General features: G+C 70.6%; 10 protein-coding genes. 3 read left to right on the top strand and 7 right to left on the bottom strand.

The window, feature by feature from the left end; all coding sequences use genetic code 11:
• The 5 genes from D7V97_RS28450 to D7V97_RS28430 all read right to left on the bottom strand — a co-directional run.
• On the bottom strand, positions 1–538 hold a 538-nt coding region (locus D7V97_RS28450; RefSeq protein WP_147445008.1), incomplete at its 3' end, for a DedA family protein.
• Between the two features lie 120 nt (positions 539–658).
• The gene (locus tag D7V97_RS28445; RefSeq protein WP_120613782.1) at positions 659–1,723 is read right to left on the bottom strand and encodes a radical SAM protein; all 1,065 of its coding nucleotides are present in this window, start codon (positions 1,721–1,723) and stop codon (positions 659–661) included.
• Positions 1,720–1,959 (bottom strand): anti-sigma factor, encoded by a 240-nt coding sequence (locus tag D7V97_RS28440; RefSeq protein ID WP_120613781.1) that lies wholly within the window; start codon positions 1,957–1,959, stop codon positions 1,720–1,722. The genes D7V97_RS28445 and D7V97_RS28440 overlap by 4 nt, the downstream gene beginning before the upstream one ends.
• 65 nt (positions 1,960–2,024) lie before the next feature.
• Positions 2,025–2,654 carry an RNA polymerase sigma factor gene (locus D7V97_RS28435; protein ID WP_120613780.1) on the bottom strand — a complete coding sequence of 210 codons (630 nt, stop codon included), beginning with the start codon at positions 2,652–2,654 and terminating at the stop codon, positions 2,025–2,027.
• A 35-nt stretch (positions 2,655–2,689) separates the two neighbouring features.
• Positions 2,690–3,274 carry a DNA-3-methyladenine glycosylase gene (locus D7V97_RS28430; protein ID WP_120613779.1) on the bottom strand — a complete coding sequence of 195 codons (585 nt, stop codon included), beginning with the start codon at positions 3,272–3,274 and terminating at the stop codon, positions 2,690–2,692.
• Between the two features lie 164 nt (positions 3,275–3,438).
• On the opposite strand from D7V97_RS28430, the gene D7V97_RS28425 reads away from it, so the two are divergent.
• Entirely contained in the window at positions 3,439–4,992 is a 1,554-nt protein-coding gene (locus tag D7V97_RS28425) for a 4-alpha-glucanotransferase (RefSeq protein WP_120613778.1), read from the top strand.
• Positions 4,993–5,086: 94 nt separating this feature from the next.
• Here the strand turns inward: D7V97_RS28425 and D7V97_RS28420 are convergent, their stop codons facing one another.
• Positions 5,087–5,386, bottom strand: a complete 300-nt coding sequence (locus D7V97_RS28420; RefSeq protein WP_120613777.1) for a hypothetical protein — start codon at positions 5,384–5,386, stop codon at positions 5,087–5,089.
• Between the two features lie 166 nt (positions 5,387–5,552).
• On the opposite strand from D7V97_RS28420, the gene D7V97_RS28415 reads away from it, so the two are divergent.
• Together D7V97_RS28415 and D7V97_RS28410 are read left to right on the top strand one after the other, a co-directional pair.
• A complete protein-coding gene (locus tag D7V97_RS28415) occupies positions 5,553–7,727 on the top strand; it encodes an outer membrane protein assembly factor (protein WP_233583277.1) in 2,175 nt (724 codons plus the stop codon).
• A 26-nt stretch (positions 7,728–7,753) separates the two neighbouring features.
• Complete coding sequence (locus D7V97_RS28410; protein ID WP_199728972.1) at positions 7,754–12,427, top strand: translocation/assembly module TamB; 4,674 nt, start codon at positions 7,754–7,756, stop codon at positions 12,425–12,427.
• A gap of 49 nt (positions 12,428–12,476) precedes the next feature.
• On the opposite strand, the gene D7V97_RS28405 is transcribed toward D7V97_RS28410, so the two are convergent.
• Positions 12,477–13,526, bottom strand: coding sequence for a hypothetical protein (locus D7V97_RS28405; RefSeq protein WP_120613775.1), 1,050 nt, complete (start codon positions 13,524–13,526; stop codon positions 12,477–12,479).
• Between the last annotated feature and the right edge of the window lie 183 nt (positions 13,527–13,709).

Raw genomic sequence — 13,709 nt, 5'->3', positions numbered from 1 at the left:
CGTACTGGTAGCGCGACACGAGCAGCGTCAGCCGCTCCAGGTTGCCGCCCACCGCCATGCCCAGCGCCAGCACCAGCCCGCTGTGCGCCAGCGCGGACACCGCCCCCAGCGCCAGCGCGTTGACGCGGGGCACGCGCGCCGCCCCCGCCGCGATGAAGATGACGCCCCGGATGCCGGGCAGGAACCGGTTCACCAGCAGCAGCCACGGCCCCGCGCGCCGCATCCGCGCCTGCACCGACTCCAGCTTCGCGTGCGTGAGCCCGAAGAACGAGCGCCCCGGGTTCGCCTCGAAGCGCTTCGCCAACCACTGGCCCACCGCGTAGTTGATGGCCGCGCCCAGCACGCTGCCCACCGTCACCACCGCCAGCACCAACCACCAGGGCTTCTCACCCCGCACGGCGTAGACGCCGCCCAGCAGCACGATGGTGTCCCCGGGAAATGGCGGCACGACGTACTCCAGCAGCGCCGCCACGCCGAGCACGAGGAACCCGAACGGCCCCAGCGACCCAATCAGCTTGTCGACGTGCTCGATCCACATCCGCGGGACACCCTTGCCTGGAGGACTCCGCGCGAGACTTAAGTCGCATCCGCGCCCGGGGAAACCCTGGAGGCCCCACCCCACACGCGGCGGTGAACACGCCGGCCCCGAAAGCTGGAACTAGCGGGGCGCTGGCCCGGGCGACGGCAGCACCGTGCCGCCGTACTGGCTGGCCGCCAGCGTGCCGCACGCGGCGCCAATCTCCTTGCCGCCCGAATAGCGCCGCGCGATGGGCGCCTTCAGAATCTGGAGGTGGTCGCGGAACGCGCTGAGCTCCTCCGCCGTGGGCGGCAGGTACTTGCCCGTCGGGTCCGTCACGTCGATGAGGTCCACCTTGATGGGGATGCCCTCGAACGCGACCTTCAGCGCCTCCGCGTCCTCGCGCCCCAGGTTGAAGCCCTGGATGGCCACGTAGGCGATCATCGCCCGCTCCCGACGCGTCTCGCTGTACTCGCGGATGGCCTCGATGAGCTCCGGCAACGGGTGCGTCTTTTCGATGGGGAGCACCTTCGCGCGCTTCTCCGGGATGGCGCTCGTCACGGAGAACGCCAGCCGGAACGGATGCCCCTCGCGCGTGTAGCGCCGGATGGCCGGCACGTGCCCCGCCGTGGAGAAGGTGATGGCCGTGCCGGAGATGGAGAAGCCCGCCGGGTGCGAGAGGATCTGCGCCGCGCGCAGCGTCTCCTTGTAGTTGAGCAGCGGCTCACCCATCCCCATGAAGACCACGCCGCCCACCCGGCGGTCCGCCTCCGCCCGCACCTGCATCACCTGGTCCAATATCTCCCAGGTCTGGAGGTTGCGCTGGAAGCCCAGCTTGCCCGTCATGCAGAAGTCGCACGCCAGCGCACAGCCCACCTGGCTGGACACGCAGACGACGTACTTCTCCTCGAAGATGGGGATGCGCACCGCTTCGATGCGGCCGCCCAGCGGGGACTCGAAGAGGTACTTCACGAAGCCGTCTTCGGCCTGCCGCCGCTCCACCACCGTCAGGGACGGCATCTGGGCCTGGGCCCGGAGCAGGTCTCCCACCCGGCGCGGCACCTGCGGCGCCTGCGCGACGGCCTCCACGGTGGGCCGGGCGTGGGCGAAGACGCCCGCGAACACCTTGCGCACCGCGACAGCAGAGGGCTCGGCCGGCGCGAGCGCCGCTTCCAGCTCCGGCAGCGACAGTGATTTCAGGTTCACGAGCAGGACTTGATCTTCGAGCGGAGGAACTCGGTCAGCTTCGCCGAGACCTCCTTGGGCATCTGCCGCGCCATGGCGCGCTTGCACAGCCCGGGAGTGGCCCGATAGGTGCTCATGAACTCCTCGCAGGGCTTGCAGCCCGACAGGTGCTCCTGGAGATGACGTGCCTCGTCAGCAGGCATCTCACCCTCGAGGAATTCCAGCAGGAGGTTGATGGAATCTTTGCACGTATACATCCGAACCTCGGCTGGCTGCGGCTCCCCTCGCTACTGTTCGAAGATGCCGAGGCGCCCTGGGGGTTTCACGCCCCGCGATTGTCCCGGTTGTAGAACAGGTCGATGGCTTCTCGCAGCGCGAGCCGCGCCCGATGCAGGCGGCTCTTGATGGCGGGGATGGAGTCCCCCGTCACTTCTGCGATCTGTTCGTAGCTGAGGCCGTCCACGTCTTTCAAGAGGAAGACCTCCCGATAGCCTTCGGGCAGCCGGTCGGTCGCCTGCTGGATGGCCTGCCCCAGCTCCGCGTCCAGCGCCTTCACCTCCGCGTCCCGGCTCCAGTCCGTGACGGGGTAGTCCGCCAGGGTGCCCCGCTCGGTGAACTCCGGCGCCTGGAGCTCCGCCTCCGCCGCCTGGGCCACCCGCCGGTGCCTCAGACGCATGAGGGCGTGGTTCGCCGCGATGCGGTGCACCCAGGAGCCGAAGGCCGCCTCGCCCCGGAAGTCCTTGAGGTGCTGGTAGGCGGACAGGAAGGTGTCCTGGGTGATTTCCGCCGCGTCCGCTTCCGAGCGCGTCATCCGCAGCGCCAGGCCGTACACCCGGTCCTGGTGCAACCCCACCAGGGCCTCGAACGCGGACACGTCCCCTTCCTGGGCCCGCCCCAACAGGAGCCGGTCTTCTTCCTGCCGGTCTTCTTCCTGGGAAGCCTCTTGGGACATGACGCCTTCCACCCAACCAGCCGGAACGTTCCGCGTCAAGGCCGACGGCGAGGCCGCCGGGAGACGAAGCGACTGACGTGTCCACTGTCCCGGACCCACAACCTGAAGGGTTCAGCGGCCCACGCCCCCGCGTACTCCACGCCAATTCGTGGCCCCCGCTCCACAAGCGCCTCCGGCACCGGCGCCCCGGACAACAGGTGCAACCCATCCGAGTCCAGCCGCTGCCGGTTGTGATTCAGGTTCAGCCCCAGCACCCGGCACAGCCGGCCCGGCCCGTCCGTGCGCTCGCCCGGCGACAGCCCCTCCACCGGCTCCACCGCGCGCACCAGCACCGCGGCCCCCACCCCTTCGGCGTCCGTCACCACGTTGAAGCAATGGTGCATGCCGTAGATGAGGTAGACGTACGCGCGCCCGGCCGGTCCGAACATCACCTCCGTGCGCGGCGTGAGCCCCTTGGACGAGTGACTCGCCAGGTCCTGCTCCCCCAGGTAGGCCTCCACCTCCACGATGCGGCCCACACGCCGACCGCTCACACCGTCCACCACCAGCAGCGTGCCCAGGAGGTCGCGCGCCACCTGCAGCGCGGGGCGGGCGTAGAACGAGAGAGGGAGCCTTTGCACGAGCGAGGTCCTTCCCGCCTCCGGGGGGTATTCGTCAACCGCTGAGCGCTTTCCATGTCCCCAGGTCCAATACTGGAGGGTCTCCGCGCCCTGCAGGCAGGCACGCGCGACAGTCCCCGCGACAGCAGTTCACACCGGCCCGTGGCTGGGGCAGATTGCGCCGCATGTCCACTCCTGGCCGGCTCTCCGGTCTCCTGCTGCCCCTCTTCTCCCTGCGCTCCAAGACGGACTTCGGCATTGGCGACTTCGGCGCGATGGAAGGCCTCTTCGGCTGGATGAAGGCCGCGCGCCAGCGGCTGCTGATGTTACTGCCCCTGCTGCCCACCGCGCCGGGCGACCCCAGCCCCTACGCCACGCGCTCCGCGTTCGGCCTGAACCCGCTCTTCATCGACCTGAACCAGGTGCCGGAGTTCCAGGCCACCGGCGGCGAGGCCGCGCTGGATGCGTCCCAGCGCCAGAAGCTGGGCGAGGCCCGCGCCGCGCCGCGCGTGCGATACGACCTGGTGTTCCCGCTGAAGGACGCCGCGTTCGCGCGCGCCTTCGACCACTTCGAGAAGCACGAGTGGACGCCCCGCACGAAGCGCGCCCAGGAGTTCCAGCAGTGGCGCGAGGCCCAGGGCGAGTGGCTGGAGAGCTACGCCCTCTTCACCACCCTGAGCGAGCGGGAGGACCGCCGCCCCTGGTGGCAGTGGCCCGAAGGGCTGAGCACGCGCAAGCCGGAGGCGCTGAGGGCCGTGCAGACGCCGGACGTGGAGCGCCGCGTGCGCTACCACGCCTGGCTCCAGTGGCTGGCCGAGGCGCAGTGGAACCAGGTGCGCCAGCAGGCGAAGGCGAAGGACGTGCTGCTGTGCGGCGACGAGCCCTTCATCATCGGGCAGGACAGCTCCGACTGCTGGGCCCACCCGGACATCCTGCGCCGTGACGCGCGCCTGGGCGTGCCGCCGGACGACTTCTCCGCCACGGGCCAGGACTGGGGCCTGCCCTACTTCGACTTCGCGGCGATGGAGAAGGACGACTACGCGTGGCTGAAGAAGCGCGCGGCCAAGGCGGCCAGCTACTACGACCTGCGCCGGGTGGACCACGCGGTGGGCTACTTCCGCCAGTGGATCCGTGACGACAAGAACCCCACCGGCTACTTCGTGCCGGCGGACGAGCCCACGTGGCGCCGCCAGGGGGAGAAGCACTTCCGCCTGCTGTCGGAGGGCGCGGGCATCGTCGCCGAGGACCTGGGCGTCATCCCGCCCTTCGTGCGGCAGATCCTCGCGGAGCTGAAGCTGCCCGGCTACCGCGTGCTGCGCTGGGAGCGCGACGACAACACCTACCGCGACCCGCACGGCTTCCCCGCCGTGTCGCTGGTCACCACGGGCACCCACGACACGGAGCCCCAGGCGGAGTGGTGGGAGCAGGCGCGCGAGGACGAGCGCCAGAACGCCGCCCGCGTGTGGCCGGAGTTCCAGGGCGTGGCGGTGACGCGCGAGTTCACCCCGGACATCCACCGCGCCACGCTGGCCGCCACGCTCAACGCGGGCTCGGACCTGTGCGTGCTGCCGTGGCAGGACGTGCTGGGCACCCGCGACCGCATCAACCTGCCGGGCACCATGGGCGACGCCAACTGGGCCTACCGCATCGCCCAGAACACGGACGCGCTCCTCCAGGAGCCGCAGACGAAGGACGCCGCGGAGCGCCTGGCGTGGCTCACCGCCTCGTCACGCCGCTGACCGCGCTGGGATGACGCCCGCTGCCCGGAGCCGCTGGAGGTCCAGCCGCTCCGGGTGTCGCGGCCCCCGGGCGATGCACTTCAGGCGATGCACTTCAATCGATGCACTTCACCTGGCCGGGGAAGCCGTCGAAGACGGCGCACTTGCGGCCGGCCTTCGCGCACTCCAGCCGGTCGCAGATGTTCTCCACGACGCACAGCGGGGGCGAGCGTCCGAAGTCCAGGAACAGCTCCGCGCAGAAGCGGAAGGGATCCGCGCACCCGAGCGAGCCGCAGTAGGGCGTGTCGGAGAGGTTCTCCCCCTCCTTGAGCTTCACCACCTCGTCCTCGTCCACGCCGCAGCCGGTGACGAGCACCAGCGTGGCCGACAACAGCATCGCGATTCGCCGGACCATAGACCCCCGAATCTGGCGCACCCCGGGCCCGGTTGCACGCGCCGCGACCACGGCCGGGGCCTAAAGGACATTGCCCCCGGACTGGAGGTCGCGGAATGCGACACTCCTGCCACAAAGAAACATTGGGAAACGCGTCCGGCGCTGGTGTTCCGCTAAGAAACATGGCGTGGCCGACGTCCGACTCCTCCGCTTCCGCTCCGCCGTGCCCCTCGCGCTGGTCGTCCTGCTGACGGCCTGTGCCACCACGTCTTCCGCCCCGCCTTCAGGGCCGAAGGTGAAGTCCCTGGACATCGAGGGGACGAAGCAGGTGGACGACGGGGACATCAAGGACCGCATCCTCACGTCCGCCACGCCCTGGTACGCGTTCTGGCCGTTCGGCAAGGCGCACTACTTCGACACCAACGCGTGGCAGGCGGACCTGCGCCGCATCGAGCGGTTCTACCAGGCGCAGGGCTTCTACCAGGCGCAGGTGGAGTCCAACGAGGTGGTGCCCGACGGCGACAAGGCCGTGCGGCTGAAGGTCGTCGTCAACGAGGGCGCCCCCACCGTCATCGAACGCATCGAGCCCCACGGCCTGGAGCCGCTGGGCGAGGGGCCGGACGCACCGTCGCAAAGGCAGCGCGAGCGCATCCTGGAGGACCTGCCCATGCACGCGGGCGACGTGTTCCGCGAGGACACGTGGCTCGTCACCAAGGACCTGGTGCAGCAGCGGCTCAAGGACCTGGGGTACGCGGAAGCAGAGGTCGGCGGCGAGGTGCGGGTGGACGTGGCCACGCAGAAGGCCGTCGTGGACCTGCAAGTGACGCCGGGCCTGCGCTACCGCTTCGGCAACATCTTCATCGCCACGGACGCCAACCCGCAGGTGCCGCCCCGCCGCATCATCGAACAGACGCAGGGCGCCGTGCACAAGGGCGACTACTTCAGCGAGACGGCGCTGGCGGAGGCGCAGGCGCGCGTGTTCCGCATGGGCGTCTTCGGCGCGGTGAAGGTGAACCGGGGCGCGCCGGACCGGCAGAACGCCACGGTGCCGGTGGTGGTGGACGTGCGCGAGTCACCCTTCCACTCCATCCGGCTGGGCGGCGGTATCGGCGTGGACGCCGCGCGCCAGGAAGGCCGCATCCTGGGCGAGTGGAGCAACCGCAACTTCCGCGGAGGCCTCCGGCGCCTCACGCTGCGCGGGCGCCTGGGCTACGCGTTCATCCCCAACGTGCTGTCCAGCCTGCGCAACGACGAGGGCTCGCAGGACGGCCCGGTGTTCGAGTTCACCACCGAGTTCGAACAGCCGCGCTTCCTCTTCCGCGACGTGCGCCTGCAGGCCTCCGTCACCGCGGAGAAGGGCCTCGAACAGGCGTATTCGTTCTATGGCGGCTACCTCAAGACGGGCGTCATCTGGCAGCCGCACGAATCCTTCTCCGTCTTCCCCTCGTACAACCTCCAGCTCTACCGGCTGAAGGGACAGGTGTCGGCGGACGAGAGCGTCCCGCCCATCATCCTGGGCTGCAACAACCCGGAGGGAAAGTGCGACGTCGCGTTGAGCTTCCTGGAGGTGGCGTTCGCCTGGGACCGGCGCGATGACCGCACCGAGCCGCGCGACGGCTACTACCTGGCGCTGTCCGTGCAGAAGGGCGGCGGGCCGTTCTTCGGCAACTACGACTACGTCCGGCTGCTGCCGGACCTGCGCTACTACCACTCCATCGGGGAGAACAAGGACCTGACGCTGGCGGTGAAGCTGCGCATGGGCACGCTGGATCCGGCGGGCGGCGGCCAGAGCTCCATCGTCACCCGCTTCTTCTCCGGCGGCGCCACCGCCATGCGCGGCTTCAACGGCCAGCGCCTGTCACCCATGACGCCCCTGACGCCCACCTACAAAGAGGACGACGACGGCAACCGGCTGCTGGACGCGAACGGCAACCCCATCCTGGACGATTGGGACACCGTGCCCGTGGGCGGCAACAGCCTGTTCGAGAGCACCGTGGAGGTGCGCTACCTGCTGACGAAGAGCCTGATGCTCGCCGTCTTCTACGACTCCGGCCTCGTGGGCGTGCAGAACTTCCTGGGCAAGAACGCGCCCAGGCTGTTCGGTCCCGAGCACTACCACGCCCTGGGCGCCGGCCTGCGCTACCTCACGGTGGTGGGACCCATCCGACTGGACATCGCCCGACGGTTGAACATCGGGCAGGGATTGCCCGTCAGCGATCCCGGATACATCTATCCGTCCTCCGGTGGATGTCTGGGCTTCGGACGCAAGTTCGACAAGTCCTCGACCTCCCCGGAAGCCGCGTTCGCGGGTGCCCCTGAAGGGCTGTGCGCGGTCCATATCTCCATTGGAGAGGCGTTTTGACCAGGCGCGCGCGTTGGGGTCGGAGGGTGCTGTGGGGCCTGCTGGGCCTCGTCGGCCTCGTCGTCCTGCTCGTGGTGGGCGCGCTCGTCTACGCCACCAGCGCCGCCGGTTCGGCCCGCATCGCGCGCTTCGGCGTCGACCTGGCGAACAAGCAGCTGGCCGGCCGGCTGGAGCTGGGCGGGTTCGACCTGGACCGCGACGGCGCGGTCCTCACCGGCATCAAGATCTACACGCCCGAAGGCGAGCTCGCGGCGGAGATCGCCCGCGTGGAGGCGCGGCTGCACCTGTCCCCGCTGCTGGGCCAGGAGGTGGACCTGACGAAGGTGCGCATCGAGACGCCCCGCCTGTACCTCGTGCAGGACGAGCGCGGCCTCAACCTGATGCGCGCCCTGGCGCCCCGGGAGCCCAAGCCGGAGGAGCCGGCCACCGAGAGCCAGAGCAAGCTGCGCTTCAACCTGAAGGACTTCGTGCTGAGCCACGGCTACGTGGACTTCCAGCAGGAGCTGCCCGACGGCGGCGAGCGCCAGGTGCGCCTGGAGGAGTTCGGCGCGAAGGGCGAGGGTCACTACGCGCTGGCGACGCAGGACTTCGCGGGCGTCATCGAGGCCACGGGCGGCCTCACGCGTCCGCTCACGGGCCCGGTGCGGCTTTCGCTCAAGGGCTCCGGGCAGGAGCTGGCGCGCACGGTGGAGGTGCAGCTGGGGCTCGCGGGCGTGGAGGCGGACCTGGGCGCGAAGCAGACGGGCGAGACCGCGGCGACGGTGGAGCTGCGGCGGCTGTTCGTGCCGCCTGAACCCGTGAAGGCGTTCGTGCCCGCGTACCCGCTGGTGGTGCCCATCGAAGCGAAGGGCACCGCGTCCCTGGACGGCGACCTGGCGCGGGCGAAGCTGGGCGCGTCCGCGGGCAAGGCGACGCTGGACGTGGCGGGCGACGCGAACCTCAAGACGTTCCGCACGCAGGAGACCACCGTGAAGGCGCGCGGGGTGAACCTGGCGGAGCTGATGGAGGACGGCATCCCCACGAACATCGCCGCGGACCTCATCGCGCATGGCGGTGGCGACAGCGTGGACACGCTGGACGGCGACGTGTTCCTCACGGTGTCCCCGTCCGAGTACCGGGGCCAGTCGGTGGGCCCCATCGAGCTGAAGGCCAGCGCCAGGGACGGCCGCTACCAGGTGGGCAACCTGCGGGTGATGATGCCGGGCGCCGCGTTCATCGCGTCCGGCGAGGGCACCTCGAAGAAGCTGGAGGCGCGCGGCAGCCTGTCCGCGGGCGACCTCAAGCTCCTGTCGCAGGCGCTGGACAAGCTGCTGCCCGGAGGCACGGTGCCGCCCTTGTCCGGCAGCGGTTCGCTGGAGCTTCAAGTCGCGGGTCCGCCGAGCACGCCGGGCGTGAAGGTGGACGGCAACTTCGTCACGCTGGGCTACGGCGACCTCGCCATCAAGGACCTGTCCCTCAAGGCCAGCGTCCCGGACGTCACCCGCCCGCTCACCACCGACGCCACGGTGCTCGTGAGCGAGTTGAAGACGGGGGGCCGCACCTTCCGCGACCTGTCCGTCGCGCTCACCACCGCCGCGAACCGGGAGCTGACGGCGAGCGTGCGCGTGGAGGGCGACGCGCAGCTCGCGCTGGGTGTGCAGGGCACGGTGGACGCGGACAACGAGGGGCTCGCCATGCGCGTCTTCACGCTGTCGTGGCCGGAGGCCACCTGGACGCTCCAGGAGCCCACGCACCTGGCCTTCGGCGGTGGACGCATCGCGCTCTCGCCGCCGCTCCAGTTGGCGTCGGGGCCGCAGACGCTGAAGGTGGCGGCGGTGAAGGACGGCGAGCGCGTGGACGCGCGCATCGACCTGGGCGCGTTCGACCTGTCGAAGCTGCCGCGCATCGCGGTGCCGGAGTCGCTGGGGCTGGGCGGCACGCTGTCCGGCCACGTCGCGGCGAAGGGGCGCATGGCCCGGCCGGACGCGGACGTGGACCTCACCTGGGCGGATGGCCGTGCTCGCGGTTACGAGGGCCTGGGGCTCTCCCTGAAGGCCGGGTACGTGAAGGACCGCGTCAGCGGCACGCTGACCGCGGGCCTGAGCGCTGCCCGCCTGAACTCCGCGTTCGACGTGCCGGTGCAGGGCGTGCTGCGCCGCCGCAACGAGCCCTTGTCCCTCACGGTGAACCTGGAGAAGTTCGACGTCGCGGAGGTGCTGAAGCTCGCCGGGCAGGCGCCCGGTCCCACCGGCCAGATGACGGGCACGCTGGTGGTGAACGGCTCCGCGAAGGACCCGCGCCTGGACCTGAAGTTGAACGGCCGCGACCTGCGCTACCCGGGCCGCCCGGAGGCCCTCTTCGCGCAGGCGTTCGGCGTGGATCTCCACGCGAACTCGCAGCCGGAGGACGCCACGCTGGCCGCCCGGGTGGACGTGACGGGGCTGGGCCCGCAGGCGTACGTCGCGCTGAAGACGCCCTTCACGCTGGCCGGCGTCATCGCGAAGCCGCCCACGCCCGCGCAGGCGCTGGAGGCGCCACTGCACCTGGAGGCGCTGGTGGCGGAGCTGCCGCTGACGCTGCTGCAGGGCATGGAGGGCGTGGACAAGCCGAACGGCACGGTGACGCTGAAGGCGGACGTGACGGGCACCGCGCTGGCGCCGCTGGGCCGGGTGGAGCTGCTGGCGCGCGCGGTCACCGTCAACGGCGTGCCCCCGCTCAACGGCTCCGCGCTGGCGCTCGCGGGGGACAAGGACGTGAAGGTGACGCTGGACGTACAGCGTCCGAACGGGCCGCTGGCGACGCTGGAGGCGCGCATCCTGGCGCCGCTGGCCGCGCTCCAGGACCGCGAGGTGGTGAGCCGGGTGCCCTTCCGCATGAAGGGCCGCGTGGGACCGGTGCCCCTGGGTGAAATCCCCGGCATGGTGCAGCCGGGCCAGGGCAACCGCGGGCCGCAGGGCGTGCTGTCCATGGAGCTGGCCGCGCGCGGGACGCCGGAGGCGCCGGAGATTGAAATGAGCGCGGGCATGCAGGGCCTGGGCGTGGCGCAGACGGCGCTGGGCCAGGCGCGCCTGGACTATGCCTACTCCGGCGCGAAGTCCCTCTTCGACGCGATGCTCACCGCGCCCGGGGGCGGCTCGCTGGTGCTGGGCGGCACGATGGCGCTGGACCTGTCGCTGCCCGCGTTCCAGGCCGCGCAGGGGCCGGCGAAGAAGGTGGACCGGGCGCCGGTGGAGCTGACGCTGCGAGCGCGCGCCTTCGACCCGTCGTTCCTCTCCGGCATCTCACCGTACCTGCGCACGCTGGGCGGCATCATCCAGGCGGACGCGAGCCTGGGCGGCACCGTGGGCGCGCCCACCTTCAAGGGCGACCTCGCGTGGAAGGACGGCAAGCTGGGCCTGATGGGCTACGGCGAGTACCACGACATCCAGCTCGCGCTGAACGCGTCGCAGGAGCGCATCGACCTCAAGCAGCTCACCGCGAAGTCGGGCGGCGGGTCGCTGGAGTTGACGGCCACCGCGAACCGCCAGGGCAAGAGCGGCGAGTTCATCCTGGAGGGCAAGGGCCGCACGAAGAACCTGCCCATCGTGGTGGAGGACCAGCTCATGGCCCTCCTGACGATGAACCTGTCCATGAAGGGCAGCCTCACGGAGCGGCTCGTCAACATCAACGACCTGAACATCCCGGAGGCCCACATCGAGCTGCCGGAGGCCAAGCGCAAGGACCTCCAGCCGCTGGAGCGCCCCGTGGACGTGGTGATGGTGCGCAACGGCGTGCCGGTGGACAAGCGCAAGAAGCCCAAACAGCAGGCACCCACGCAGGTGGCCACCGGCGGCGATCCGCGCAAGGAGCCGGACGCGGCCCCGGGCACGCGCGGCAGTCCGCCCCCGGAGCCGGGCACCGCCGTGGGCGGCGCGGGCAGCCCCACGTCCCAGGCCGAGGCGGAGGCGCAGGAGGAGGACGGCGAGGACGAGGGCCCGCCGCAGCGTCAGTTCTGGGTGAACATCAACGCGCCCCGCAACCTGTGGGTGCGCGGCTCCGACCTCAACATGCAGCTGGGCCTGTCCGAGGGCTTCCGCGTCGAGTACGCCAACGAGGCGCGCATGTTCGGCGAGGTGATGGTGCTGCTGGGCCGCGTGGACGTGCTGGGCCGCCGCTTCGACGTGCAGCGCGACAGCCAGGTGCGCTTCACCGGCCCGGTCCTCACCCCGTACATCAACGTCACCGCCGAGCACCGCAACGACAACGCGGCCGTCACCGTCTTCGTCACCGTGCGCGGCCAGGGCAAGGAGATCACCCTCAAGACGAGCAGCGAGCCGGCCCTGCCGGAGTCGGAGATCTACACGCTGCTCGCCACCGGCCGGCGCACACTGGAGCGCGGCTCCGGCGCGTCCATGAACGCGGGCGCGCAGGCGGCGTCGGTGGTGGGCTCGTTCGTCGCCAACGAGGCGCGCAAGGCCATCGCCGCGAAGCTGCCGCTGGACGTGCTCTCCATCGAAGCGGGCGACAGCGGCATCGCCGGCACCAAGCTGGAGGTAGGCACCTACGTGACGGATAAAATCTACGTGGGCTACACCGGCCGCGTGGGCGCGAACCTCCAGAAGGGGGAGAACGCCAACGCCGTGCGCTTCCAGTACCTCTTCAGCCCGCGCTGGAGCCTGGAAGGCCAGTACGGCGACGCGCGCTCCGGCGGCCTGGACCTCATCTGGACGAAGGAATACTGACCGCGCGCCCGGGCGAGGACTTCCGCCCGGGCGGCTTCCGGCCCCGCTGCTACAGCGCGTACACCTGGTAGCACGCGCCCATCGGACCCACGCCCGTGGTGCCCGCGCCGGGCGCATCCCGCCACACGCCTTCCGCACCGCACTGCTGCCAGAGGGTGCTGGAGGCCTGCACGCAGGTGCGCGTGGGCACGCCCCGGCCCAGGCGCGTGGACTGGCAGTAGGGGAAGGACACGTTGCAGTTGGACGGCTTCACCGTGCTGCCCGCGGTGAAGGTGCCCGACAGGCACTGACGCCACAGCGCGTCCGACGAGCTCTGCACGCACGACGCCTCCGGCACCGTGGCGTCCACCGTGCCCGAGTAGCAGCCTTCCACGGTGCTCGTCGGCCACGGGTAGGCCGTGGCGTAGCGGTTGTAGATGGAGGCCATCAGCGACGAGCCGCCCACGGTGGTGCGGCCGCACTGGATGGCATACGCGCCCACCCAGGGCGTGTACGTGTAGAGCGCCGCGGTGACCTTGTTCGCGGGCTTCACCGAGCACGGATCCAACGTGGCCTTCGTCACCCCCACCTTCCAGCCGGAGACGGTGGTGCCGCTCGTCTCCAGGTCCGTGAGGTAGCCGCGCATCTTCTTCGCGGCGCACTCCACCTGCTTGCCGAAGCCCACGTATTGCGCGTCACAGCCGCTGGAGTCCGGACAGCCACAGCCCGTCGCCTTGCTCAGGTTGGTGGAGGTGCCGCTCTGGATGAGGCTGGACTCGCCCTGGATGCGCGCCAGCATGTACAGCGGGCTGATGTTGGACGCGCGCGAGCGCTCCACGATGAGCGTCGCCGCCGTCTTGCCGTAGGCGGGGTCGGTGTAGCCCGCCAGGTACGAGCCCTGCTGCTGGAGGAACTGCTGCACCTGCGCCGGGGTGATGGCCGCGCCACCCGTGACGTCCGAGTCCTCCAGCAGGCGGTGCATGTCGTACTTCGTCGTCGCCTCCTGCAGCACCTGCCCCGTCAGCTCGTCCACGACGGGGGCCGGCGCCTCGTCATCCAGGGGACCACAGCCGACCGCCAGCAGCGCGGGCACCAACAGCACGCACACTCGGAGCTTCATCTCTCACACCTCGGGAAAGGGCCGCGGGAGTCAGGCGCCGACGGGGGCCGGCCCCGCCCCGTGGCCAGGGGAACCGGGGCTGTAGCCGCTGGGGCGAGGCCGACTCAAGACATTCCTGGAATTTGAGAATAGCCCCTGAAGGTGGGAGGTCCGGTGCCCTGGCGGGCAGGGCACGCACGGGGG

Origin of the sequence: Corallococcus sp. CA053C, assembly GCF_003611675.1 — a bacterium.
Classification (GTDB): Bacteria; Myxococcota; Myxococcia; order Myxococcales; family Myxococcaceae; genus Corallococcus.
This window is presented reverse-complemented; position numbering and strand designations above follow the sequence as displayed.

Bases quoted from the DNA above. Each gene is read 5' to 3' on its own strand.
- D7V97_RS28420 (WP_120613777.1), bottom strand. From the start codon at position 5,386: ATGGTCCGGCGAATCGCGATGCTGTTGTCGGCCACGCTGGTGCTCGTC.
- D7V97_RS28405 (WP_120613775.1), bottom strand. From the start codon at position 13,526: ATGAAGCTCCGAGTGTGCGTGCTGTTGGTGCCCGCGCTGCTGGCGGTC.
- D7V97_RS28440 (WP_120613781.1), bottom strand. From the start codon at position 1,959: ATGTATACGTGCAAAGATTCCATCAACCTCCTGCTGGAATTCCTCGAG.
- D7V97_RS28435 (WP_120613780.1), bottom strand. From the start codon at position 2,654: ATGTCCCAAGAGGCTTCCCAGGAAGAAGACCGGCAGGAAGAAGACCGG.
- D7V97_RS28425 (WP_120613778.1), top strand. From the start codon at position 3,439: ATGTCCACTCCTGGCCGGCTCTCCGGTCTCCTGCTGCCCCTCTTCTCC.